This is a genomic window from Streptomyces lancefieldiae, from assembly GCF_031845825.1.
Classification (GTDB): Bacteria; Actinomycetota; Actinomycetes; order Streptomycetales; family Streptomycetaceae; genus Streptomyces; species Streptomyces lancefieldiae.
In genome coordinates, this window is record NZ_JAVRFH010000007.1 from 149,734 (window position 1) to 173,455 (window position 23,722).

The following is a 23,722-nucleotide window of genomic DNA, read 5'->3' on the forward strand; positions in this document are numbered from 1 at the left end:
CGATGTCGTGTCGCTCTTCATCACCTCCCGCATGGCCTCGCAGAACGACGCCGCGGCGTTCTGCGAGGTCGCCCAGCGGCAGCAGGTGTACGCCTTGCTGGATGAGGAGAAGCCGCTGAAGACGGTAACCACCGGACAAGCCCCCGCCCGAGCAGCACACCACATACCCGAGTGTGACGCAGCGTGGTCAGCACCAAGTCAGCACGGGAGCCGGCACCACGCCGCCGAATCACCACTGACCATACTTCCCGGACAGCGCTCGTATCGGCCTCCTCCGGGCCCTTGAGCCAGCCCTCCGTAAGCCAGCATGGTGGCCGCGCGCATACCCAGTGCGCGAACTATGGTGCCCCGCCACATGTGCCCCTGACCTGCGGCTTCCTACCGTGTCCCGACACGTACCCGTCCCCACCGCACACGAGGAAGTGGCGCACATGGCCTCCGCAGCAACCGCTCCACCGACACCCGGCAACCTCAAGCGCATCGTCGCCGCGTCCCTCATCGGCACCACCATCGAGTGGTACGACTTCTTCCTCTACGGTTCCGCCGCCGCCCTCGTCTTCAACAAGCTGTTCTTCCCGGACTCCGACCCGCTGGTCGGCACGCTGCTGTCGTTCCTGACGTACGCCGTCGGCTTCGCCGCGCGGCCGCTGGGGGCTCTCGTCTTCGGGCACTACGGTGACCGGCTCGGGCGCAAGAAGCTGCTGGTGCTGAGCCTGTTGATGATGGGCGGGGCGACCTTCGCGATCGGGTTGCTGCCCACGCACGCGACCATCGGCACGGCCGCTCCCGTGCTGCTGACCGTGCTGCGGCTCGTGCAGGGCTTCGCGCTCGGTGGTGAGTGGGGCGGGGCCGTGCTGCTGGTGTCCGAGCACGGGGACGCGCGGCGGCGCGGGTTCTGGGCGTCGTGGCCGCAGACCGGGGCGCCGGCGGGGCAGTTGCTGGCCACCGGTGTGCTGTCCCTGCTGACGGCCGTGCTGTCGGACTCCGCGTTCGACAGCTGGGGCTGGCGCATACCGTTCCTGCTGTCCGGAGTGCTCGTCATGGTCGGCCTGTGGATTCGTCTCTCCGTCGACGAATCTCCCGTCTTCAAGCAGGCGTTGGCCCAGGCCCGGACCCGCAAGGCGGACGCCGAACCGCTGCCCCTGGTCTCCGTGCTGCGGCACCACTGGCGTGACGTGCTGATCGCGATGGGGGCGCGGATGGCGGAGAACATCAGCTACTACGTGATCACGGCCTTCATCCTCGTCTACGCCACCACCGCGGCCGACGTCTCCAAGCAGACCGCGCTCAACGCGGTGCTGATCGCCTCGGCCGTGCACTTCGCGGTCATCCCGGCCTGGGGCGCGTTGTCGGACCGGATCGGCCGGCGCCCCGTCTATCTGCTGGGTGCGGCTGGTGTCGGGTTGTGGATGGTCCCCTTCTTCCGGCTGATCGACTCGGGCCGCTTCGGCAGTCTGCTCCTCGCGGTGACCGTGGGCCTGGTGCTGCACGGCGCGATGTACGCACCCCAGGCGGCCTTCTTCTCCGAGATGTTCGCGACCCGGATGCGCTACTCCGGCGCCTCCATCGGCGCGCAGTTCGCCTCGGTCGCCGCTGGTGCCCCCGCGCCGCTGATCGCCACCGCGCTGCTGAACGAGTACGACAGCTCCACCCCGATCTCCCTCTATGTCATCGCCTCGGTCGTGCTGACGCTGATCGCGGTGGGCGTGGCCAAGGAGACCCGGCACCGGGACCTCGCCGAGGTCGCGTCCTCGGACGAGGGCCCGGAGGAGCCGGCCGACTCCCGCGTCCCCCGGGCACGCACCACCTGACCGCTGTGCCACCTCCCCCGGGTGACCCCGTGCGCCCGTGCGTGCGGGGTCACCCGCGTGGCGTGGCCGACAACCGGTGGAGTCTCAGGGCGAGTTGTATCTCCAGAGCGCGATCGGGGTTCTGCCAGTCCTCGCCGAGGAGACGGCCGACGCGCTCCAGGCGCTGGGCGACCGTGTTCACGTGGACGTGGAGCTCGTCCTTGGTGCGGGCGGGGCTCATGCCACAGGCGAAGTACGCGTCGAGGGTGCGCAGCAGTTCGGTGCCGCGTCGCTCGTCGTAGGCCACGATCTCGCCGATGGTGCGGTCGACGAAGCCGGAGACGTCCTGGTCCCCGGCCAGCAGCAGCCCCAGGAACCCGAAGTCCTCGGCTGCTGCGCCGTCCCCGGTGCGGCCCAGCAGCCGCAGGGCGTCCAGGCAGCGTCTGGCCTCTGTGTAGGCGCCGGCCACGGCCTCGGGGCCGGCCGTGAGGTCCTCGACGGGGGCGGAGGCGCCGACGGTGACGGCCTCGTGGACGGCGGTGCCGAGGTCCCGGGCGGTGCGGCGGGCCAGATCCGTGGCGCCGTCCCGGGTGGCGAGGGGCAGCAGCAGTACGGTGCCGCCGTCCCGGGCGGCGGCCAGGCCGTGCCGGGTGGCGGCGAGGTGGGAGGCCGCGGCCCACAGGCGTCGGCGCGCGTCCGCCTCCTGTTCGGCGTCGGGCGCGGTGGCGTCGAGGCGGGCGGCGAGGACGACGTGCGTGGCGTCGAGGTCGGCACGCAGCCGGGCGGCGCGTTCGCGCAGCAGGCGCGGGTCGCGGTCGCGGGCGTCGAGCAGGTCGTCGAGCAGCTCACCGCGGACACGCTGTTCGGCCTCGGCGGCGGAGCGCCGGGCGAGCAGCAGCAGGGAGGTGACCATCGCGGCGCGTTCCAGGGTGCGTTGGTCGACGGGGTCGAGCCCGGGGTGGCCGTGCAGCACGAGCGCGCCGAGCAGTTCGCCGCCGGCGGTGACGGCGGCGACCCAGTCGTCCTCGTGCCGCACCGCGTGGCCCTCGGCCCGGGACGCCTCCAGTGCTCTCGCGGGTGTCGCGGTGGCCTCGGCGAACTCGACGGTGCCGTCCAGGACCTGGGAGACGGCGGCGGCCACGTCGTGGACGCCGCCGCCGCGCAGGACGAGTTCGGCGAGCCGGTCGTGGACGTCGGAGGCGCGTTCGATGACCGCGCTGCGGTCCCGGATGATCTCGTTGGCCCGCTCCAGTCCGGCCAGGGCCGAGCGGGTCTCGGCGAGCAGGTTCGCCGTGTCGATGGCGGCCGCCGCGAGGGCGGCGAAGGAGCCGAGCAGGGCGATCTGCTCGCGTTCGAAGACGCGGGCGCGCCGGTCCGCGGCGAACAGCACGCCGATGACGTGGTGGCCGAGCATCAGGGGTACGCCGAGGATGGCGACGAGGCCCTCGTCGCGTACCCCGGCGTCGATGGTGCGCGTGTGCTGGAAGCGGGCGTCCTCGAAGTAGTCGTCGGTGACGTAGGGGCGGGCGGTCTGGGCGACCAGGCCGCCGAGCCCCTCCCCCATGCCGAGCCGCAACTGCTGGAAGCGGGCCGCGACCGAGCCCTCGGTGACGCGCATGTACGTGTCGCCGCGGTCCGGATCGTTGAGGCTGAGGTAGGCCACGTCGGTGCCGAGCAGCGAGCGGGCACGCTGCACGATCGCGCGCAGCACGGCGTCCAGGTCGCGCAGTCCGGCGAGGTCGTGGGCCGTCTCGAACAGTGCGGACAGCTCAGCCTCCCTTCTGCGCCGGCCCTCCAGTTCGGAGCGGACGCGCAGCGCGAGGCGTTTGGCCTTTTCGAGCGCGTCGATCCGCTCGGCCGGCCCTCCCTCCACGCGGGCGCGCAGCACCGGCTGCTCATAGGCGTCGGCGGAGGCGCCCCGGGCCAGCAGCTCCAGGAACGGCGTCTCGGCGGCGGTGGGTGACCGGTCCGCGGCGTCGTCGGCCGGCGCTCCGGCACCGTGGGCGAAGCGCTCGGCGGACTGCACGTGATCGCGGGACATGGTCACAGGATTCCCCATCGCACGGTCGGCCCGGCAGCCCTGTGGACAACCCGGGTCGCCGTGGGTGCCGTCCTGCCCGTCGGGCCTGCCGGGGTCGTGTTTCAGTGCGCGGTCCAGCCGCCGTCCAGGACGAGTGAGGTGCCGGTGACGAAGGACGCCTGCGGGCCGCACAGGTACGCCACGGCCTCGGCGACCTCCTCCGGTTCGATGAGGCGCCGCACGGCGCTGTCCCTCAGCAGTACGTCGGAGAGCACCTGTTCCTCGGGGATGCCGTGTGCCCGGGCCTGGTCGGTGATCTGCTTCTCCACGAGCGGGGTGCGCACGTAGGAGGGGTTCACGCAGTTGGAGGTGACGCCGTGGGCGGCCCCCTCGAGGGCGGCGGTCTTGGACAGTCCCTCCAGTCCGTGCTTGGCGGACACGTAGGCCGCCTTGTAGGCCGAGGCGCGCAGGCCGTGGACGGAGGAGATGTTGACGATGCGGCCCCAGCCCTGCCCGTACATGTGGGGCAGGGCACCGCGGATGAGGCGGAACGGCGCCTCCAGCATCACGGTGAGCACGGTGTGGAAGACGTCCGGCGGGAACTCCTCGATCGGCCGCACCAGCTGCAGCCCGGCGTTGTTGACGAGGACGTCGGTGCCCGCGGCGACGAGTTCGGCGGCGTCCAGGTCCGTCAGGTCCAGGACGTGCGGCTCGACGCCGCCCCGGAGGTTCCCGCCGCTCTCGGCGAGCGTCCGCAGTCCGGCGGCGTCCCGGTCGACCGCTCTGACCTTGGCCCCGGCGGCGGCCAGCCGCAGCGCGCAGGCACGGCCGATACCGCCGGCCGCGCCGGTGACGAGGGCGGTACGGCCGTCGAGGTCGAGCGAGGAGGCGTGGGGAGCCGGGAGGGGGCTGGGCGAGGTCATGTCCCGACCCTAGGCAGCGCGTGTCCCGCACCCCATGTGGGCACGCCCCATACTTCAGCCGGTACCAGTATGGTCGAACCATGTGGGGGCGTCCGACAGCGCCTGCTTGACCCTGACCTGCACGAACTCCTTCTGATCCGGCAGCGCGTCCACGTCGAACCAGCCCACGTCCAGCGACTCGTCGTCGTTGACCCGGGCCTCCCCGCCGACGGCACGGCAGCGGAAGGTGATGTCCATGAACTGGCAGACGTCACCGTTGCCGTACACGACCGGGTTCAGCGCCTGGACGAGGACCACGCGTTCGACGACGCACCGTACGGCCGTCTCCTCCCTGACCTCGCGCACGGCGCAGGCGGCGGGCTGCTCCCCCGGTTCCGGGATGCCGCCGATGAGTGACCAGCGCCGGTTGTCGGACCGCCGGTTCATCAGCACCCGGCCCGCGTCGTCGAAGACGACGGCGGTGACTCCGGGGAGCCAGAGCAGTTGGTGACCGGCCGAGGTGCGCAGGTCGCGGATGAAGTCGGGAGTAGCCATGCGCACGACCCTAATGGGCTGGTCGGGCACCGCCCGGCGATGGCGCGGGGCGTGCGGCGGGCGTACTGCTACACACCGCGGGCGCGTCGTCCGCGCACACCGGACCCGACGGCCCAGCCGAGTCCGCCGGCCGCGACCAGCACCAGGGCGATCTCGGGCGCCACGCCCAGTCGGGTGGCGGGCGTCCGGGAGGAGCGCAGGGGCACCTCCTGGACCAGGGAGTCCGCCACGAACATGCCGGTCTTCTGGGTGATCCTTCCGTCCGGCATGATGACCGCGCTGACGCCGCTGGTCACCGGGACGGTGACGGTCCGGCTGTGCTCGACCGCGCGGATGCGGGACATGGCGAGCTGCTGGTAGGTCATCTCGCTGCGGTCGAACGTCGCGTTGTTGCTGGGTACGGAGATCATCTGGGCGCCGTCGGTGACCTCGGAGCGCACGGCCCAGTCGAACGCGGCCTCGTAGCAGGTGACGAGGCCGACCTCGGTGCCGGCCATGGTGAACACGCCCGGTTCGGTGCCGCGGCTGAAGTCCTGGCTGACCATGGAGGTCCAGTCGTCGTTGATCGCCCCGATGAGCGAGCGCAACGGCAGGTACTCGCCGAACGGCTGGATCTGCCGCTTGTCGTAGGTGTCGACGGGGCCCTTGTCCGGGTCCCACAGGATCTGCTCGTTGAGCAGCCTGCCGTCGCGTTCCACGACGCCGCCGACCGAGACGGGCGCGCCGATCGCCTTGGCGGCCCGGTCGATGACGAGGCGTGCGTCGGCGTTGGCGAAGGGGTCGATGTCCGAGGAGTTCTCCGGCCACAGCACGAAGTCCGGCTGGTCGGCCTTGCCGGCCTTCACCTCGGCGGCCAGGCGTTCCGTCTCGCGCGCGTGGTAGTCCAGTACGGCCCGCCGCTGGGCGTTGAAGCCGAGGCCGGCGCGTGGCACGTTGCCCTGGATCACTGCGACGGTGGCGGTGCCGTCCTCCGCCTTGTCGCTGACCAGCGGCCGGGCGGCCGCGGCGCCGACGACGGGTACGGCGACACTGAGGAGGGCGACTGCCGCCGCGCTCCTGCGTACCTCTTCGGTGCGGCGCGCCCGGGCGGCCAGGCGCACGACCTCGCAGAGGCCGAAGCCGCACAGGACGACGGCGAAGCCGAGGACCGGTGTGCCGCCGACCGCGGCGAGCGGCAGGAACACGCCGTCCGCCTGTCCGAACGCGATCTTGCCCCAGGGGAAGCCCTCGAAGGGCACACGCGCGCGTGCCGCCTCTCCGGCGGTCCACAGCGCCGCCGCCCAGACCGGCCAGGCCGGCAGCTTCGACACCGCGGCGACGCCCGCGCCGACCAGCGCGACGAAGATCGCCTCGATCGCGACCAGGGCGAGCCAGGGACCGGGGCCGACCTCGACGCCGGTCCACACCAGCAGCGGCAGCAGGAAGCCGAGCCCGAAGAGGTAGCCAAGGCCGAGGCCCGCCTTCCAGCCGCGGCCGCGCAGCACCCGGCCGATGACGGCGAAGGCGGGCAGGGCCAGCCACCACAGCGTGCGCGGCGGGAAGCTGATGTAGAGCAGCACTCCGGAGAGCGCGGCCGCGACGGCCGGGAGGAGGCGCAGGAGCCGCGCGGCGACGCGCGAAGGGGGCGTGGTCTGCGGCTTCGTCCGGTCCGACTCGCCGACGGAGGTTGCGGTGGCTGTCACCCACCGGAGTGTACGGCGAGTGACCGCGCCGCCGACAGCGCGGTCCGGGGACGGCCTGGGCCCGTGGGCGGCCGGTGCCGCATCGTTTCGGCACCACCGGGTGCCGAGCGGCCCGCGATCCGCCGACCGGCCGTCACGGTGTGCCGGAGCCTCGGTCGTCGGCCTACCCGGGCGGGGGGCGGGCCCGCCAGGTCGGATCGGCGCGGGCGGCCGGCACGGTGGGTCGAGAGGGGGTGAGGTCTGCGGCCCGTCCGGACGCGGACGGCGGCCGGTGGCGGCTACGGGCCGCCGCCGGTGCTACGGCCCGGTGCGCAAGGCCACCGCCCGCCGGGCTCGCGCACGGTGACAGCGCAGGCCGCCATGCCGTGCGGGGCCTGTCCGGGTACAGGGCACCCCGGGAACGCCCGGGAGTCGAAGGGTGTGGGAGGGCCTGCCGACCGGCCGGCGCCCGGCGCGGCCGGTGGGCTCAGTGCGCCGGGCCGGGTGCCTTCGGACGCAGTCGGTCCTTGATGACCTGTACGGCCGCTTCCGCGTCGTCGACGGTGACCGTGAAGGTGTGGCCGTCCCACAGCCGAAGGATCACGCCCTCCCCCCGCCGCACGACGACGGCGGTGCCCTTCTCCGGACGCCAGCGGTAGCCCCAGCCGCCCCACTGGCGCGGGGTGACGTGCGGGGCGAACTCGGCGCCGACGACGTGCGACAGCGGGATACGGCGACGGGGCACGCCGATGTGGCCGCAGCGTACTTCGAGGCAGTCCTCGTCGACTCTCAGCGCGACGTGCACGAACGCCAGCGTGCCGAAGAGGACCAGCAGTCCCGCCGCGATGCAGCCGACCACCGCCATGGCCAGCGGCGCGACGCCGGTCTCCCAGGCGGAGTCGACGGCCAGCGCGATGCCGAGCGCCAGGCAGGCGGCGCCGATGAGCGCCAGGAACCATTGGACCCGGCTGGTGGCACGTCCGGTCCACACGTCGGCTTGGGGGGTGGTCTCGCCGTGGCGATGCCTCATGGACAAGAGGTTACTCACGATTCGCTGCGCGGCTACCTCGTCGCGCAGGGTGAGTGGGCCGATCGGGCGTGCCCGCCGGTCAGCGGGCGGGCGTGACCGCTCGCAGCAGCCGGCCCTCGTCGTAGGCCAGCGCGGGCGTGGGCAGCGTGCCCTCGCGCCCGCTCAGCAGCACGGTGAGGGTGCCCTCGGCCGGCGCCCCCGGGTCCGGCCGGGCGCCGATCCGGCGCAGTGCCTGTGCCGCGACCGCGCCGGCGGAACCGTGCAGGACGAGGCGCGGGCCGCCGGGGCGCTGCACGGCGGCGCGGATGCGTTCGGCGACGAGTTCGTAATGGGTGCAGCCCAGGACGACGGTCGTCACGTCCTCGGGCGTCAGGGCGGCCGCGGCGGCGAGGGCCGCGGCGATCGCGGTCTCGTCCGCGTGCTCGACAGCCTCGGCCAGTCCGTGGCACGGCACCTCGGTGACCGCCGTACCGTCGGCGAACTCGTCGATGAGGTTGCGCTGGTAGGGGCTGCCGGTGGTGGCGGGCGTCGCCCAGATGGCCACGGGGCCCCCGCCGGCCGCCGCGGGCTTGATCGCCGGGACGGTGCCGATGACCGGCAGGGCGGGTTCGAACCGGGCGCGCAGCGTCGGCAGCGCGTGCACGGTGGCGGTGTTGCAGCCGATGATCAGGGCGTCCGGCCGATGGGCGGCGGCGGCCTCGGCGACGGCGAGGGCCCGCCCGGTCAGATCCTGGGGCGTGCGCGGGCCCCAGGGCATGCCGTCGGGGTCCAGCGACAGGATGAGATCGGCGTCCGGTCGCAGGCGCCGTACCGCTGCGGTGGCCGCCAGCAGACCGATTCCGGAGTCCATGAGCGCGATCTTCACCCGGCCACCATAGACGATGCGCCGCCGCGGGCCGGTGCCGTGGGGCAGACTGCGCACGTGAGCGCCGATACGTGGACTTCCGCCGTGGCCGTCGTGTCCGCCCTGTCACTCGCCGCCTGGCTGTGGCTGCTGCTCGCCCGCGGCTTCTTCTGGCGTACGGACGTCAGGCTGCCGGCCGGCGGGGAAGTGGACGCCTGGCCGTCCGTGTGCGTCGTCGTCCCGGCGCGCGACGAGGCGGCGGTGCTGCCCGCCAGCCTGCCGTCGCTGCTGGCCCAGGACTATCCGGGGCGGGTGGACGTCTTCCTGATCGACGACGGCAGCACGGACGGCACCGGAGAGCTGGCGTGCGAGCTGGCCCGGCGGCAGGAGGCCAGGCCGCTCACCGTGGCCTCGCCCGGGGAGCCGCCCGCCGGCTGGACGGGCAAGCTCTGGGCGGTGCGGCACGGCATCGGCCTGGCACGCGCGCGTGCACCCGAGTACCTGTTGCTGACGGACGCCGACATCGCCCACGCGCCGGACAGTCTGCGCCGGCTGGTGGCCGCGGCCCGCACCGGCGGTTTCGACGTCGTCTCCCAGATGGCCCGGCTACGGGTGGACAGCGGGTGGGAGCGGCTCGTGGTGCCGGCCTTCGTCTACTTCTTCGCTCAGCTGTACCCGTTCCGGTGGATCGGCGGGGGCCGTGCCGGGAGGAAGAGGAAGGGGACGCGTACGGCCGCAGCGGCGGGCGGCTGTGTGCTGCTGCGCGCCGACGCCGCCGAGCGGGCGCGGATCCCGGAGGCGATCCGGCACGCGGTCATCGACGACGTGGCCCTCGCCCGGGCCGTCAAGGGCGGCGGCGGCCGGGTCTGGCTCGGACTGGCCGACCGGGTGGACAGTGTGCGCCCGTATCCGCGGCTGCGTGATCTGTGGCGGATGATCTCGCGCAGCGCGTACGCGCAGCTGCGGCACAACCCCCTGGTGCTCGCCGGGACGGTCGTCGGTCTGTCGCTGGTGTATCTGGTGCCGCCGGCGGCGGCCGTCGGGGGCGCGGCGACGGGGAGTGCGGCGACGGCCGTGCTCGGCGGGGCCGCGTGGCTGGTGATGGCCGGGACGTACGTGCCGATGCTGCGCTACTACCGCCAGCCTCTGTGGCTCGCACCGCTGCTGCCGTTGACCGCGTTCCTGTACCTGCTGATGACGGTCGACTCCGCGGTGCAGCACTACCGGGGGCGCGGTGCGGCCTGGAAGGGCCGCACCTACGCCCGTCCGGACGCCGTGCCCGACGAGGGCTGAACGCCCGCCCCGTGCCGGTTCACTTCCGGCCGGGGGTCCAGTTCATGCCCCAGCCGTAGGCGTGGTCGACCGTGCGCTGCGGGCTCACGCCGCGCTCGGGGACCAGGTAGCGGGCCTCGCGCTGGACGACGAGGTCGCTTCCGGTGTTGGTGATCAGCGCGAGGGCGCACACCGTGGAGGGGACCGTGCACTCGTCGAGCGAGAAGTCGACGGGGGCGCCGTACTGGGGGTGGAGGGTGACCGTGGCGTGCAGGTCGGCGAAGGAGCGCGCCCCCTCGTAGATGGTCACGAAGACGAGGATGCGCCGGAAGTACCGCTGGTGGTCGAGGTTGACGGTGAGGTTCTCGCCGGTCGCCACCGCGCCGGTGCGGTCGTCGCCGTCGAGGTGGATGAACGGCGGCTGGTGCAGGGACCCGAAGGCGTTGCCGAGGGCTTGGACGACGCCCTTGCTGCCGTCGGTCAGTTCGTACAGGCAGCACAGGTCGAGGTCGAGGTCGTCGTGCGTGGCGACCGGGCGGCCCAGCTTGCGGGCCCAGCCGGAGAACTGCTTGCGCACCTGCCAGTTGAGGTTCACGTGCAGGGCTCCTGAGGTGCCGCCCTGCTTGGTCAGCGAGACGGAGGGTGCCGCCTTGGTGAGCGTGACCTTGGTCAGGCGGACCGGCTCGGCGGAGGGCGCCGCCGGCGGGGACGGTGGTGCGGCGGCCGGCCGAGCGATGGGCGGCACCGGGGGCGACGCGGCCGCAGGGGGTGCCGGCCGCGGCACGGCCGTAGGGGGCGCCGACTGGGGCATGGTGACCGCGGGGGCCGGCGGAGCGGCCGGGGGCGCCTGCTGCGGCTCGTCCACCGTGATGCCGTAGTCCGTGGCCAGGCCCTCGAGCCCGCTGTCGTAGCCCTGGCCGACGGCGCGGAACTTCCAGGCGCCCTGACGGCGGTAGAACTCGCCGAGCACGAAGGCCGTTTCGACAGTCGCGCCGGGGTTGTCGAAGCGGGCCACCACGGTGTTCCGGGCGGCGTCGCGGACCTCGATGTAGAGGTCCGGGACCCGCCCGAACGCCCCGCCGTCGGAGGAGGCGGCGAGGATCACGGTCTCGATCGCGGGCTCCACGCGCGTGAGGTCGACGAGCAGGCTGTCGGTCACCCGGCCGCCGGCGTCCCGCTTGCCCTCGTGGCGGACCGCGCCGGAGGAGTGCGCCGGCTGGTTGTAGAAGACGAAGTCCGCGTCGGAACGCACCTTGCCGCCCACCAGGAGCAGAGCCGAGGCGTCCGCGTCGGGTATGCCCGGGCCGGACCGCCAGCCCATCTCGACCCGCAGCGCCGCCGTCGGCACCGGGGTGTTCGATCCCTTCGTCATCGGCATGTCCGCCCCCATCACGTGTCACCGAGCCGGGCCGTGTCCCGGCGGTTCGTCGAAACTTCCCGCGCCCAACCTATTCCCCTCGCCGCAGGCCTCCCGTGAGGAGTACGGGAGGACGACTGTGCAACCCTCGGTAACCCACCCGGAACTCGGTCTTTACCGCAAGATCACCGGTTGTGACGTCCCATTTCGCCGAGTTCGCTCGCATTGGGGATGCCAGGTCGCTGCAGACACGGAAAACAACCCTCTTATCGGTCTCCCCAACCAGCACATCGTGGGCTTAACTTATGTGCCATGACCTCCCCCCGCTCCACTTATGGCGGCGGCTACTACTCCGCCTCCTTCCCGGACACTCCGATCTACGACAAACTCGTGGCCGAGCGGGGCACCCCGCAGATCGCCCCGATCCGGGTCCCCGCCGCGTACGACGCGCCGGGCAGCCATCTGCCCGCGCTCCCGTCGGCTCTGCCCGCCCTTCCGGCGGCCCCCTCCCAGCCCTCCTACGGCTACCCGCAGCAGGTACCGCAACCCGCCCCGCTGCAGCAGGCCCCCGCCGCGTACATCCCGCACCAGGCGACGGCGCCGCGCGGGTACCCGGGCCCCCAGCAGCCGCAGCAGCCCCGCCCGCCCGCTCCAGGCCCCGCGGGGTACGAGGCCATGCGCCCCGCGGCCCCCCGGCCCGCCCCGGCGCCGTACCAGGATCCGTACAACCAGCAGCAGTACCGCGGCTACTGAGCCGCCCCCCGGGGCGTCGGTGCCACCTGGCACGATGACGTCATGGGGAACGCGCGACTGCAGTCGATTCACGTCCATCCGGTCAAGGCTTTCCGGAGTCTGCCGCTCCGGGAAGCCGTCGTGGAGCCCTGGGGGCTGGCCGGAGACCGCCGCTGGATGCTGATCGACGACGGGGGAAAGGTCGTCACACAACGCCAGCAGCCGCGCCTCGCCCTGGCCGCCGCCGAGCTCCTGCCCGGCGGCGGCATCCGGCTGTCCGCTCCCGGCCGGGAGCCGCTCACGGTGCCGGTCCCGCACTCGGCGAGCACCGTCGTGGCGCAGCTCTTCCGCGACAAGGTCGAGGCGCTTCCCGCGCAGGACGAGACCGCGCACGCCTGGTGCAGCGCGTTCCTCGGTGCCGACGTGCGGCTGGTGTACCTGGACGATCCCGCCACGCGCAGGCCCGTGGACCCCGAGTACGCGCTGCCGGGTGAGACCGTCACCTTCGCCGACGGCTTTCCGCTGCTCCTCGTGACGACGGCCTCCCTCGACGCCCTCAACTCCCTGATCGCGCGGGGCGAGCACGCGGAGGAGGGCCCGCTGCCCATGAACCGCTTCCGCCCGAACCTGGTCGTCTCCGGGACCGACGCCTGGGCCGAGGACGGCTGGTCGCGCATCACCGTCGGCGAGGTCGCCTTCCGGGTCGCCAAGCCGTGCGGGCGGTGCGTCGTGACGACGACCGACCAGGGCACCGCCGGGCGCGGCAGGGAGCCGCTGCACAGCCTCGGCCGGCACCGCCGCGTCAACGGGAAGCTGGTCTTCGGCCAGAACCTGGTGCCGGTCGGCCACGGCACGGTCCGGGTCGGCGACCCGGTGCGGATCGTCGAATGACGGCCGCTGGTGCGGGGGGCGTTGCGGGAACCGCGCCGCGGTGGTCCGGGAACCCGGTCGGGGGCCCGGGCGTTGGGCCTCATGAGACGTTCATGAGAAAGCCGGCGGGGAGCCGTACCAGGACTGGACGGCGCCCTCTTCCGCACCGGCCCGCGCGTGAACGGCTCGACCGGGGGCGGTAGGAGCGGGAAGGGGTGCGGGTCGTGCGGGCGGTCAAAGGGCTCTGGCGCTGGCGGCACAATCCACTGTGCCGTACGACCGACCTGGTCGAGGCGTGGATGGCCCTGGGGACACTGCTGCTGATCCTCTCCGTGGCGCCCTTGGCAGGCGCACTGGTGGGCGGCGCGGCGCAGGACGCCCTGAAGCGGTCGGTGCGCGACCAGCACGAGTCCCGACACCGGGTGACGGCCACCGTACTGCGTGAACTGGAGCGTTCGCCGCTGGGCTTCGACCCGGAGAACGCCTCCGCGGGGGACCTGCGCGGCCGGGTCCTCGCCGGCTGGACCGCGCCGGACGGCTCGGAGCACGAGGGCCCCGTGCCCTCGGGCCTCGACGACCCGCACAGCGGCGACCGTTTCCCGATATGGACGGACGGGCGGGGGCGGATGGTGGCCCGGCCGCTGGACTCGGCGACGGCGACGACGCACGCCGTGCTCGCCGGGTTCGGCGCCGCACTGGCGGTCGCGGCCCTGTGCGAGACCGGCCGCCGGATCGTCGTCTGGCGCATGGTCCGCCGCCGGTACGCCCGTTGGGAACGGGAATGGGAGCGGGCGGGCCCGGACTGGGGCAGGACGGGCGCGGGCAGCTGACGGGCTTCCGCCTCCGGTCAACTCACCACCGGTGCGCACGCTACGGTGGACCGGCCGAACCGAATCGGCGACAACCCGCGTACGACGAGGTGGGGGCACAGCAACGCCATGGCACAGGGCACGGTCCAGGTGACGCACACCGGTACCTCGCGGTGGCGGCGCCGCACAGGTGAGTACGCATCGCTCGCCGCCGCCCTGGAGGCCGCGGCGGACGGTGACGTCCTCACCGTCGCTCCCGGGACCTACCGGGAGAACCTCGTCGTCCAGCGGGCGGTGACCCTGCGCGGGCCCGAGGGGGCCCGGGGTTCCGTGCGGATCGCGCCCGTCGACGGGGTCCCGCTGACCGTGCGCGCCTCGGCGGTGGTCCAGGACCTGCACGTGGAGGGCCAGGACGGGGCGGCGCCCGCGGTGCTCGTCGAGGAGGGTACGCCGGAGCTGCTGGACCTCCGGGTGGTCACGCGCTCCGCGTCCGGGATAGAGGTGCGCGGGAGCGCGCGACCGACGGTGCGGCGCTGCACCGTCGACAATCCGGCCGGTGTCGGCATCGCCGTCCTCGACGGCGGGGGCGGCGTGTTCGAGGAGTGCGAGGTCGTCTCGGCCGGCCAGGCGGGCGTCGCGGTGCGCTCCGGCGCGCACCCCCGCCTGGAACGCTGCCGGATCCACCACGCCGCGGGTTCGGGCCTGACGGCGACGGGCGACGGCTCCGCGTTGGAGGCCGTGGGCTGCGAGGTCTACGAGGTCCGGGGCAGCGGTGTGCAGATCACCGGCCGGGCCACCGCCCACCTGACCGACTGCGATGTGCACCGCACCACCGCCGACGGCGTCACGCTCGACACCGACGCGGTGCTCACTCTCGCCGACTGCCGTATCCACGACATCCCGGAGAACGCTGTCGACCTGCGTTCCCGCTCCGTGCTCACCCTGACCCGCACCTCCGTGCGGCAGTTCGGGCGCAACGGCCTGTCGGTGTGGGACCCCGGCACGCGGGTGGACGCCAACCAGTGCGAGATCTTCGACAGCACGGGCGACTATCCGGCGGTCTGGGTCAGCGACGGCGCCACCGCGGTGCTCGACTCCTGCCGGGTGCACGACGTGCCGGACGCGCTCTTCGTCCTGGACCGCGGTTCACGCGCGGACGTCGTGGACAGCGATCTGTCCCAGGTGCGCAACACCGCCGTTTCGGTGAGCGACGGCGCCACCGCGCAGCTCGACGACTGCCGCATCCGGGACGCGGCCACGGGTGCGTGGTTCCGCGACCACGGCAGCGGCGGCACCCTGAACAACTGCACGCTGGACGGCAACCGCACCGGCGTGATCGTCACCAAGGGCGCCGACCCCACCATCGAGCGCTGCACGGTCGACTCGCCCACGGAGGCGGGGGTGTACGTGTCGGCCGGAGGCCGCGGCAGCTTCGTGAACTGCCGGGTGACCGGCAGCGCCGGCTACGGCTTCCACGTCATCGACGGCTGCCGTACGACGCTGCGGAGGTGCCGCACGGAGCGGTGCGCGCGCGGTGGCTACGAGTTCGCGGACGGCGGCCCCGACACCGCCCACGACTCCGGCCCGCTCGTCGAGGACTGCACCAGCGACGAGAGCGGCGCTCCGACGCCGCCCACTCCACCGCAGCCGGTCGTGCAGACGGTGGGCCAGTCCCCCGGCGGCCTCCTGGGCTCCATCCCCGGGCAGCGCAGCACCGAGCAGGAACCCCTGATCGCCGGCATCGGCCCGCAGGAGCCGGCGCGGACCTCGAAGGCCGTCCTGGGCGAACTGGACGCGCTGGTCGGCCTGGACAGCGTCAAGCGCGAGGTGCGGGCCCTGACCGACATGATCGAGGTGGGCCGGCGCCGGCAGCGGGCGGGCCTGAAGGCCGCCTCGGTCAAACGGCACCTGGTCTTCACCGGCTCCCCCGGCACCGGCAAGACGACGGTCGCCCGGCTGTACGGCGAGATCCTGGCCTCCCTCGGTGTGCTGGAGAAGGGGCACCTCGTCGAGGTGTCGCGGGTGGACCTGGTCGGCGAGCACATCGGCTCCACGGCGATCCGCACCCAGGAGGCGTTCCAGCGGGCGCACGGCGGTGTGCTGTTCATCGACGAGGCGTACGCGCTCTCCCCCGAGGACGCGGGCCGGGACTTCGGCAAGGAGGCCATCGACACGCTGGTGAAGCTGATGGAGGACCAGCGGGACTCGGTCGTGGTGATCGTCGCCGGCTACACGGCGGAGATGGAGCGTTTCCTCTCCGTCAACCCCGGGGTGGCGTCCCGTTTCTCGCGGACCATCACCTTCGGCGACTACGGGCCCGAGGAGCTGCTGCGGATCGTGGAGCAGCAGGCCGACGAGCACGAGTACCGGCTGGCGCCGGGCGCGGCCGAGGCGCTGACGAAGTACTTCACGGCGATCCCCAAGGGCCCGGCCTTCGGCAACGGGCGTACCGCCCGGCAGACCTTCGAGGCCATGGTGGAACGGCACGCGAGCCGGGTCGCCCAACTCGCCGAAACCAGCAAGGACGACCTCACCCTGCTGTACGCCGAGGACCTGCCGGAGCTGCCGTAGAGCGTGCCCGCCGGAGCTGCCGTGAAGCCGGCCCTGCGCGGCAGCTCCGGCGGGCACGCTCTAGCTAGTGCCGCAACAGGCAACGTTCGCCCCGTCGCGACGCCCGGCACGCCCTCTCGCCGCACCGGCCGAAAGCCCGAGTACGTCCAGTACGAGGGCTTCCGGCCGGCACGCCGAGAGCACGCACCGGACGCCGCTCCTTACCGGGCAAACGTTGCCTGCCGCGGCACTACTAGGGCCTGTCGTCCGCCGCCGGGGCGGGTGTCGGACGGACGGTGTGGCGTGGCACCGGTACCTCCGGGCGCAGCCGGGCCAGCAGGCGCCGGCGTTCCTCGACGAAGGCCGGGTCGGCCTGGTAGTCGGAGTGGCCGAGGATCGGCGCGGGCAGCGGGTGGAGTTCTGTGCGGCCGTAGGTCAGAGGGTCCTCGAGCGGGGCGCGGTCCACCGCCGGTCCGCAGTCGCCGGGCAGCCGCATCGGACCGCCGATGGGGTCGGTGCGCCGGTACAGGTTGCGCCAGCAGTCGACCTCCTCGTGCAGCGAGGCGAGCGCCGCCGGTCCGAAGTGGGCCGGGAACCAGCGGCCGTACAGCCGCTCCAGCGGGGAGCCGTACGTGAGCAGCGCGACCCGTTTGCGGGCGGACGGCTCCAGCTGCCAGGCCGCCGCGGCGGCGAGGACGCTGCCCTGCGAATGCCCGGAGATGACCAGTCGCCCGCCCGTGGCACGGGTCCAGGTCGCCATCCGCCAGGTCAGGTCGGGCACCGCGCGCTCGGCGTAGCAGGGCGGTGCGAAGGGGTGGGCGGCGCGCGGCCAGAAGGTGCCGACGTCCCACAGGATGCCGATGGTGCGCCGCGCGGAGGCGTCCTTGTAGGCGCGCCTGCCCCAGGTGACGAACAGGACGAAGCCGAGGCCGATGAGCCAGGAGCCCAGCGCCTGCGCGGTCTGCGCCGTGCCGTACACGAAGGCGTGCGTCCCGCGGGCCGCGTCGGCGGGCACCCGGTCGGTGATCAGGGCACCCACCAGGGCTCCGGCGCCCAGCAGCAGCGTGGCGGCGGAGGTGATGGCGACGAGGAGCGGCGCCCGGTCGGTGAGGGTGGCGATGGCCCGGGTGAACGCGATGCGCCGGGTGCGCCCCGGGTCTCCGGCCTCCCCCGGGTGGCCGCTCTCCACCACGTCCCGTTCCGCGCGGGCGAGGCGCCAGGTGTGCCGGGCGAGGGCGGCGGCGAGCAGCAGCACGACGCCGAGCAGCGGCGGGATGACGGACGCCTGCCAGGTCAGCAGGACGGGCGGGCCGTCGATGGACGTCCCGGTGCCGTCCAGCCAGTCCGACACGCGCTGGGCGACGCCGCCGGACATCACGCCGCCCAGTGCGCAGGCCAGCATGGCGACGGCGGGTCCGCCGAGGCCGCGGATCGCGGCGCGGGCGTCGGGGAGCCTCCGGTGGAGCAGGTGGGCGACCAGGGCGAGGGCGATGACCAGCAGGCCCTGCACCAGGGCGATGCCGCCGAAGGTGATGTCCCCCGGCAGCCGGCCGGCCGACGTCCACTCCGGGCGGGCCCAGCCGCTGTAGACCAGGGCGAGGGCGAACAGGGCCAGGGCGGCGAGCGGCAGACCTCGTACGAGGTGCTCGTCGAGCCTCCGGTCGAGGCGCCTCTCGCTGCGTCCGCGGCGACAGACCACCGCCACCACGGCGACCGCGCCGACGACCAACGCGGCGACCAGGAGCCACCCCAGCACGTCGAGCGGCGCGGGTCCGCCCGGCCGACGGTCGAAGCGGGCCGCCGGGGCCCCGACGGCCGCGGCGACCGTCAGCAGCCCGGCGGCGGTGTGCGCGGCGCGCAGCCGGGCCACCAGGCGGCGCCCGTACCAGAATCCGGGCCGACCCAGGGCGGTGCGGCCCGGGTCCGTCTCGGGGTCGAGGGTGCGGTCCATCGGCTGCTGGGACTCGTACGCCCGCCAGGTGCGCAGCGACAGGTACCACAGCAGGCCGGTCAGCGCGGCGGGCACGGCGGCCGCGAGGGCGAGCCTGCGGCCGGGCGCGCTCCACCAGCCGCCGTCCGACATGACCGGCGACAGGAAGCCGAGCCATGAGTGCCGCTCGGCACACGCGCGCGTGCCCGCGCACTGCCAGGCCAGGAGGTCGATCGCCACCTCGCAGGCCGCGGCGACCAGCAGTACCGTCAGGGTCAGTCCCGCGAGCCGGACCAGCAGCCCGTACAGGCGGACCGTCCGGATCCGGCCGTGCGTGGAGGGCCGCATCCAGTGGGCGAGGTTGACCACCATGAACGGCAGGAGCAGCAGCCACAGGGCCCGAGTGCCGTTGCCGGAGGTGAGGTTGCACCAGACGTAGGCCTCGGGCACCGGTCGGCCCCGGTAGTCCTCGGGACGCGACTCGGCGTCGGCGTCCTCGGTGCGCCGGAAGACGGCCGCGATGTGGTCGCCGGTGATCCGTACGGTCCGCGGGTCGTCCAGCATCTCGGCCGGTGTCGTGCCGCCCACTCCGTGCACGAGGAGTTCCAGGGCGGTGCCGGTTCTCCCGTCCCTCCGGTCCCTCCCGTCCCTCCCGTCGCTCGCGTCGTCCGGACCGTGGGCGTCCTGTCCGCCCGTCCCGGCTCGTTCCTGCGCTTGTTCCATTGTCCGCACTCCCCCGTGACGCGCCGTCGGCTGTGTCCGTGCGGGCACAAGGATCTCCGCTCGGAGCCCGCCGTACACCCCTCGGCACCGAATCTCCCCGAACCGTGTGGCCGGCGACGCCGGGACGGGCCGCGATGAGCCGCGGGTGGGAGGTGGGAGTGGCATGTGCGCGACCGACAGGCGGTGGCACGGTCCATGGCGGGGCGTGCGAGGATGGAACGTCCGCGCACCGGGCCGGGGAGTACCCGTCGTCGAACGGATTTCCGCCCGGTCGAGCGAAGTCGAAGCTCGGGGGTGGGTGCGCCGGGCGTTCGGACGGTTTTGCGGCGAAAGGACCGAAGCGTACGTGAGTGAGAACTCGAACCTCCTCGCGGAGCAGCGCCGCGCCCTGATCCTCGACGAGGTGCGCCGCCGGGGCGGTGTCCGGGTCAACGAGCTGACCCGGAAGCTCGGCGTGTCGGACATGACGGTCCGCCGTGATCTCGACGCGCTGGCCCGGCAGGGCGTGCTGGAGAAGGTGCACGGCGGCGCGGTCCCGGTGGCCGAGGCGAGTACGCACGAGCCGGGTTTCGAGGCCAAGTCGGGACTGGAGCCGACCGCCAAGGAGGACATCGCGCGGGCCGCGGCGGAGCTGGTCGCGCCGGGTGCCGCGATCGCCCTGTCGGGCGGTACGACGACGTACGCGCTGGCGCACCGGCTGGTGGACGTGCCGGATCTGACGGTGGTCACCAACTCGGTGCGGGTGGCGGACGTGTTCCACGTGGCGCAGCGCACCTCGGGGGCGCGGCAGGGTGCGGCCACCGTGGTGCTCACGGGCGGTGTGCGCACGCCCTCCGACTCGCTGGTGGGGCCGGTCGCCGACCAGGCGATCGCGGCGCTCCACTTCGACGTGCTGTTCCTCGGCGTGCACGGGATATCGGCCGAGGCCGGCCTGTCGACGCCGAACCTCGCGGAGGCCGAGACCAACCGGCGGTTGGTGCAGTCGGCGCGGCGGGTCGTGGTGGTCGCCGACCACACCAAGTGGGGCGTCGTGGGCCTGAGTTCCTTCGCGACGCTGGAGCAGGTGGACACGCTGGTGACCGACGTCGGCCTGCCGGCACAGGCCCGTGCGGAGATCGCGGAGCACATGCGGCTGGTCGTGACGGGCGAGCCGGACACGACCGACTGACCTCAGTGGTCGCTGGGGACCGACCCCTGCCCCACTGACACCCGACGCACCCCCGGCTATCGTGGCGCCCCCCGGCCGATCGCCCGCATCCGCGGCTTCGTACAAGGGAGTTGTGCCCATGGCTCGCCGTCTGCGTCCGGTGGGTCTCGGCTTTGTCGAGACGGCTCCGGTACGCCTGGTCTTCGCGCGGGAGATCTCCGCCGCTCCCGACGCGGTGTTCCGCGCGCTCGCCGAGGACGTGCCGGGATGGACCGCGTGGTTCTCGGCGGTGACGCTCGCCCGGCCCCTCGGCGGGGGAGCGGGGCGCGAGATCCGGCTCAAGGGAGGTACGCGCTTCACGGAGACCGTGCTGGCGGCGGACCGGCCCGAGGTGTACGCCTACCGCATCGACGTCACCAACGCGCCGGGCGCCCGGGCCATGGTCGAGGAGTGGCGGCTGGCGCCGGCCGGTACCGGCACGCGCGTGCAGTGGACGTTCGCCGCGGACGGTACGGCGCTGTTCCGTTTCGTGCTGGCCCGCGCGCGTCCCGGGCTGGGGCGGGCCTTCCGCGACGCGGTCACGTCGCTGGACCGGCGGCTCACCCGGCCGTAGGCGCGGGGCTGGGGGGCGTGTCGCCCGTGCCCCCAGAGCCGTCGACCGGAGGCCGACGGCTCTGTGCCCGGCCGGGAGGCCGTGGGCCCCTGCCCGGGATTGTCGACCCGTGCCGAGGCCGGCGCCCACCCCCCGGGGACAGAGAAGGCCGTGGACCCGCGGCCGGGGCCGTGGGCCGTGGGCCCGCTCCCGGGGGGCGCCGTGGACTGGAAGGCCGCGGCCCTGGGCCCGTCCCGGAGGCCATAGGCCGGCAGGCCATAGGCACGGGGCCCGTCCCCGGGGGCCCGGGGACGGACGGGTCGTAGGCAAGGGATCCGCCCGTGATCGAGGGCCGGCGTCAGCTCGGCCAGGTGCCCGTGTGCAGCAGGGACTCGATCGCCGCCGTGTACGGCCCGATGTCGAGGCCCTGTTCGACGAGCCACGCGTCCGAGTAGTACTTGTCGAGGTACCGGTCCCCCGGGTCGCACAGCAGCGTCACCACGCTCCCCCGGCGTCCCTCGGCCACCATTTCGGCAATGATCTTCAGCGCGCTCCACAGCCCGGTACCGGTCGAGCCGCCCGCCTTGCGGCCGATGGCCCGTTCCAGGGCCCGCACGGCGGCGACGCTCGCCGCGTCCGGCACCTTCATCATGCGGTCGATCGCGCCGGGTACGAAGCTCGGCTCCATCCGGGGTCGGCCGATGCCCTCGATCCGGGACCCGCAGTCGCAGGTGACGTCCGGATCGCCGGTGGTCCAGCCCTCGAAGAAGCAGGAGTTCTCCGGGTCGGCGACGCAGATGCGGGTGTCGTACTGCATGTAGTGCACGTAGCGCGCGAGGGTCGCCGAGGTGCCGCCGGTGCCGGCCGTGGCGACGATCCACGCCGGCTCGGGGAACCGCTCCAGCCTGAGCTGACGGAAGATCGACTCGGCGATGTTGTTGTTGCCGCGCCAGTCCGTGGCACGTTCGGCGTAGGTGAACTGGTCCATGTAGTGGCCGCCGGTCTCCGCCGCGAGACGGGCGGACTCCTCGTACATCCGGCGGGAGTCGTCCACGAAGTGGCACCGGCCGCCGTGGAACTCGATCAGACGGATCTTCTCGGCACTGGTCGTGCGCGGCATGACGGCGACGAAGGGCACCCCGATCAGCTTCGCGAAGTAGGCCTCGGAGACGGCCGTCGAGCCGCTGGACGCCTCGATCACCGGTCGGTCCGGTCGGATCCAGCCGTTGCACAGGCCGTAGAGGAAGAGCGAGCGGGCGAGTCGGTGTTTGAGGCTGCCGGTGGGGTGGGTCGACTCGTCCTTGAGGTACAGGTCGATGCCCCACCGCTCGGGCAGCGGGAACAGGAGCAGGTGGGTGTCGGCCGAGCGGTTGGCATCGGCCTGGACCTTGCGCACGGCTTCCTTCAGCCAGGTGCGGTAGGCGGTGTCGCTGTGGTCGACGTCCAGGGTGGCGCCGGTGCGGGTCTGCTGGGGGGTGCTCACGAGGGGGCTCCTTACGCTGCGCGCCGACGGCGCGTGGCGCGGCCGACGCCTCGATCATAAGCGCCTTCCACACGCTCCTCACCTGCATAAACACACCTTTGGGAGCCCCAAAGACACCCCTGGGTCGAGGCGCCCGGACCGGTGGGGGCGCATTCACGCGAGTGCTCCGGTCGCCTCGGGAAAGGGACGGCGCGCACTGGTGCTCGACGCGTGGTGCGGGCAGACTGCCAGCGGGCGGGACCGGGGTCCCGTCGCGCGGGCGCACACTGGAGCACGACACGAGCCGGGTGCCGGACCCACCGAGGTTGCACGGTCCGGCAACCGACGCGCACGAGGGGGCGGCGGCATGGCGGAGCCGGAGTTCAGGGCCACGGGGGTGCGGATCGGCAAGCGGCTGCGCTCACTCACCCGGGCCGGGACGGTCCGGATCAGCGGTGGCAGACTCGAGCTGCTCACCAGCTACGGCAGCGAGATCGACAGCGCGCCGGTGCAGGCGGTGCGCGCCTCCCGACCCTGGTTCGCCCCGGAGGACCGGGCACTCGCCGACCTCAACGGAAAACGCTACCTGCTCACGCTCGGTGAGCGGGACCCCGCACCGGGCGAGCCGGGCCCGCCCGCGGCGCGCCGTTTCATAGAGGCGGTGCGCAGGGCGGCCGGGCACCGCGGGTGAGATGTCCGTAAGTTGCGGTGTCCTACCCCTTGCGTCACGCTGGTCTCACGTCACTCTGGGTTTACCGGCGATAACGCTGCGAACCAGCCCGCCGGCCATGACAGCAGGCGGCGGTGCGCCTCGTACGCCCTGCTGGATCCGAACTCCGTGTTCTTCCGGACCTCTATGTCGGGGAGTCGCAGCCGTGATCAGTCACCCAAGCAGACACTGCACGGTGGAGCTCCAAGCCCTGCCGTCGCGGATCGGCCAGGTCCGCAGAATCGTATCTGCGCAATTGCGCTACTGGCATGTGGATTCCCTGATCGACCGGGCGGCGCTCGGCGTGACGGAGTTGTTGACCAACGTCCACCTGCATGCCCGGCCAGACAAGACGTGCACCGTGGAGATAGAGCTGCTCCTGGACCGGCTCACGGTCTCGGTACGCGACCACGATCCGCATCTGCCCGTGGTGGACGACGCGGAGCCGCTCGCGACGTGCGGGCGCGGGCTCGCCATGGTGGCCGCGATGAGCGAGAGCTGGGGCGCCCGGCCGGACGGTGAGTCCGGCAAGGTCGTCTGGTTCACGCTTCCGACGGCCGTCACCGCGTCGCCCGCCGCCGCCCGCCCGCCGCGGCGCCTGGCCGAGGAGGTGCCGGCCTCCGCGTTCGCGGAGGTCGAGCGCGCCGTCGAGCTGGGCCGGCCCCAACCCGCTCCCGCCCGGCCGGCCGTTGTCGGCTGACCGGGCGGTGACCGTTCGCTGCCGCCGGCCCGCGCCCGGTTTTCCGGCCACCGTCGGCCACGGAGGT

The 23,722-nt window shown here is 73.4% G+C and carries 19 protein-coding genes; 10 read left to right on the forward strand and 9 right to left on the reverse strand.

The window, feature by feature from the left end; translation table 11 throughout:
* The first annotated feature begins 431 nt into the window (after positions 1-431).
* Positions 432-1,811: an MFS transporter gene (locus RM812_RS09515; RefSeq protein ID WP_311571980.1), complete on the forward strand. Its 1,380-nt coding sequence runs from the start codon at positions 432-434 to the stop codon at positions 1,809-1,811.
* Between the two features lie 49 nt (positions 1,812-1,860).
* Here RM812_RS09515 and RM812_RS09520 read toward each other — a convergent pair whose 3' ends face one another.
* From RM812_RS09520 to RM812_RS09545, 6 genes are all read right to left on the reverse strand, one after another.
* Entirely contained in the window at positions 1,861-3,831 is a 1,971-nt protein-coding gene (locus tag RM812_RS09520) for a helix-turn-helix domain-containing protein (RefSeq protein ID WP_311571981.1), read from the reverse strand.
* A 101-nt stretch (positions 3,832-3,932) separates the two neighbouring features.
* On the reverse strand, positions 3,933-4,733 hold the full coding sequence (locus RM812_RS09525; protein ID WP_311571982.1) for a 3-hydroxybutyrate dehydrogenase: 801 nt from the start codon (positions 4,731-4,733) through the stop codon (positions 3,933-3,935).
* Positions 4,734-4,787: 54 nt separating this feature from the next.
* On the reverse strand, positions 4,788-5,267 hold the full coding sequence (locus RM812_RS09530; RefSeq protein WP_311571983.1) for an NUDIX hydrolase: 480 nt from the start codon (positions 5,265-5,267) through the stop codon (positions 4,788-4,790).
* 68 nt (positions 5,268-5,335) lie between these two features.
* The gene (gene lnt / locus RM812_RS09535; RefSeq protein ID WP_311571984.1) at positions 5,336-6,949 is read right to left on the reverse strand and encodes an apolipoprotein N-acyltransferase; all 1,614 of its coding nucleotides are present in this window, start codon (positions 6,947-6,949) and stop codon (positions 5,336-5,338) included.
* A gap of 466 nt (positions 6,950-7,415) precedes the next feature.
* The gene (locus tag RM812_RS09540; protein ID WP_311571985.1) at positions 7,416-7,958 is read right to left on the reverse strand and encodes a hypothetical protein; all 543 of its coding nucleotides are present in this window, start codon (positions 7,956-7,958) and stop codon (positions 7,416-7,418) included.
* Between the two features lie 79 nt (positions 7,959-8,037).
* Positions 8,038-8,823: a glutamate racemase gene (locus RM812_RS09545; RefSeq protein WP_311572089.1), complete on the reverse strand. Its 786-nt coding sequence runs from the start codon at positions 8,821-8,823 to the stop codon at positions 8,038-8,040.
* Positions 8,824-8,862: 39 nt separating this feature from the next.
* Between RM812_RS09545 and RM812_RS09550 the strand changes: the two genes are divergently transcribed.
* Complete coding sequence (locus tag RM812_RS09550; RefSeq protein WP_311571986.1) at positions 8,863-10,095, forward strand: glycosyltransferase; 1,233 nt, start codon at positions 8,863-8,865, stop codon at positions 10,093-10,095.
* Positions 10,096-10,114: 19 nt separating this feature from the next.
* Here RM812_RS09550 and RM812_RS09555 read toward each other — a convergent pair whose 3' ends face one another.
* Entirely contained in the window at positions 10,115-11,446 is a 1,332-nt protein-coding gene (locus tag RM812_RS09555) for a TerD family protein (protein WP_311571987.1), read from the reverse strand.
* Positions 11,447-11,743: 297 nt separating this feature from the next.
* Between RM812_RS09555 and RM812_RS09560 the strand changes: the two genes are divergently transcribed.
* From RM812_RS09560 to RM812_RS09575, 4 genes are all read left to right on the forward strand, one after another.
* Entirely contained in the window at positions 11,744-12,184 is a 441-nt protein-coding gene (locus RM812_RS09560) for a DUF6643 family protein (protein WP_311571988.1), read from the forward strand.
* A 42-nt stretch (positions 12,185-12,226) separates the two neighbouring features.
* Positions 12,227-13,054 carry an MOSC domain-containing protein gene (locus tag RM812_RS09565; RefSeq protein ID WP_311571989.1) on the forward strand — a complete coding sequence of 276 codons (828 nt, stop codon included), beginning with the start codon at positions 12,227-12,229 and terminating at the stop codon, positions 13,052-13,054.
* Positions 13,055-13,257: 203 nt separating this feature from the next.
* The gene (locus tag RM812_RS09570) at positions 13,258-13,863 is read left to right on the forward strand and encodes an Rv1733c family protein (protein ID WP_311571990.1); all 606 of its coding nucleotides are present in this window, start codon (positions 13,258-13,260) and stop codon (positions 13,861-13,863) included.
* Positions 13,864-13,971: 108 nt separating this feature from the next.
* Positions 13,972-16,413 carry a right-handed parallel beta-helix repeat-containing protein gene (locus RM812_RS09575; RefSeq protein ID WP_311571991.1) on the forward strand — a complete coding sequence of 814 codons (2,442 nt, stop codon included), beginning with the start codon at positions 13,972-13,974 and terminating at the stop codon, positions 16,411-16,413.
* A gap of 232 nt (positions 16,414-16,645) precedes the next feature.
* Here the strand turns inward: RM812_RS09575 and RM812_RS09580 are convergent, their stop codons facing one another.
* Positions 16,646-19,045 (reverse strand): hypothetical protein, encoded by a 2,400-nt coding sequence (locus tag RM812_RS09580; RefSeq protein WP_311571992.1) that lies wholly within the window; start codon positions 19,043-19,045, stop codon positions 16,646-16,648.
* Between the two features lie 346 nt (positions 19,046-19,391).
* On the opposite strand from RM812_RS09580, the gene RM812_RS09585 reads away from it, so the two are divergent.
* Positions 19,392-20,213 (forward strand): DeoR/GlpR family DNA-binding transcription regulator, encoded by an 822-nt coding sequence (locus RM812_RS09585; protein ID WP_311571993.1) that lies wholly within the window; start codon positions 19,392-19,394, stop codon positions 20,211-20,213.
* A gap of 118 nt (positions 20,214-20,331) precedes the next feature.
* Positions 20,332-20,805 (forward strand): SRPBCC family protein, encoded by a 474-nt coding sequence (locus tag RM812_RS09590; RefSeq protein ID WP_311571994.1) that lies wholly within the window; start codon positions 20,332-20,334, stop codon positions 20,803-20,805.
* 337 nt (positions 20,806-21,142) lie between these two features.
* On the opposite strand, the gene RM812_RS09595 is transcribed toward RM812_RS09590, so the two are convergent.
* Complete coding sequence (locus RM812_RS09595) at positions 21,143-22,267, reverse strand: L-cysteine desulfhydrase Cds1 (RefSeq protein WP_311571995.1); 1,125 nt, start codon at positions 22,265-22,267, stop codon at positions 21,143-21,145.
* A 346-nt stretch (positions 22,268-22,613) separates the two neighbouring features.
* On the opposite strand from RM812_RS09595, the gene RM812_RS09600 reads away from it, so the two are divergent.
* Both RM812_RS09600 and RM812_RS09605 read left to right on the forward strand, forming a co-directional pair.
* Positions 22,614-22,937, forward strand: coding sequence for a hypothetical protein (locus tag RM812_RS09600; protein ID WP_311571996.1), 324 nt, complete (start codon positions 22,614-22,616; stop codon positions 22,935-22,937).
* Between the two features lie 184 nt (positions 22,938-23,121).
* Positions 23,122-23,655, forward strand: coding sequence for an ATP-binding protein (locus tag RM812_RS09605; RefSeq protein ID WP_311571997.1), 534 nt, complete (start codon positions 23,122-23,124; stop codon positions 23,653-23,655).
* Positions 23,656-23,722: the final 67 nt, after the last annotated feature.

Excerpts from the sequence above, each read along its gene's own strand:
- RM812_RS09580 (WP_311571992.1), bottom strand. The coding sequence starts at position 19,045 with ATGGAACAAGCGCAGGAACGAGCCGGGACGGGCGGACAGGACGCCCAC.
- RM812_RS09515 (WP_311571980.1), top strand. The coding sequence starts at position 432 with ATGGCCTCCGCAGCAACCGCTCCACCGACACCCGGCAACCTCAAGCGC.
- RM812_RS09520 (WP_311571981.1), bottom strand. The coding sequence starts at position 3,831 with ATGTCCCGCGATCACGTGCAGTCCGCCGAGCGCTTCGCCCACGGTGCC.
- RM812_RS09555 (WP_311571987.1), bottom strand. The coding sequence starts at position 11,446 with ATGACGAAGGGATCGAACACCCCGGTGCCGACGGCGGCGCTGCGGGTC.
- RM812_RS09600 (WP_311571996.1), top strand. The coding sequence starts at position 22,614 with ATGGCGGAGCCGGAGTTCAGGGCCACGGGGGTGCGGATCGGCAAGCGG.
- RM812_RS09540 (WP_311571985.1), bottom strand. The coding sequence starts at position 7,958 with ATGAGGCATCGCCACGGCGAGACCACCCCCCAAGCCGACGTGTGGACC.
- RM812_RS09575 (WP_311571991.1), top strand. The coding sequence starts at position 13,972 with ATGGCACAGGGCACGGTCCAGGTGACGCACACCGGTACCTCGCGGTGG.
- RM812_RS09530 (WP_311571983.1), bottom strand. The coding sequence starts at position 5,267 with ATGGCTACTCCCGACTTCATCCGCGACCTGCGCACCTCGGCCGGTCAC.
- RM812_RS09565 (WP_311571989.1), top strand. The coding sequence starts at position 12,227 with ATGGGGAACGCGCGACTGCAGTCGATTCACGTCCATCCGGTCAAGGCT.
- RM812_RS09590 (WP_311571994.1), top strand. The coding sequence starts at position 20,332 with ATGGCTCGCCGTCTGCGTCCGGTGGGTCTCGGCTTTGTCGAGACGGCT.
- RM812_RS09525 (WP_311571982.1), bottom strand. The coding sequence starts at position 4,733 with ATGACCTCGCCCAGCCCCCTCCCGGCTCCCCACGCCTCCTCGCTCGAC.
- RM812_RS09560 (WP_311571988.1), top strand. The coding sequence starts at position 11,744 with ATGACCTCCCCCCGCTCCACTTATGGCGGCGGCTACTACTCCGCCTCC.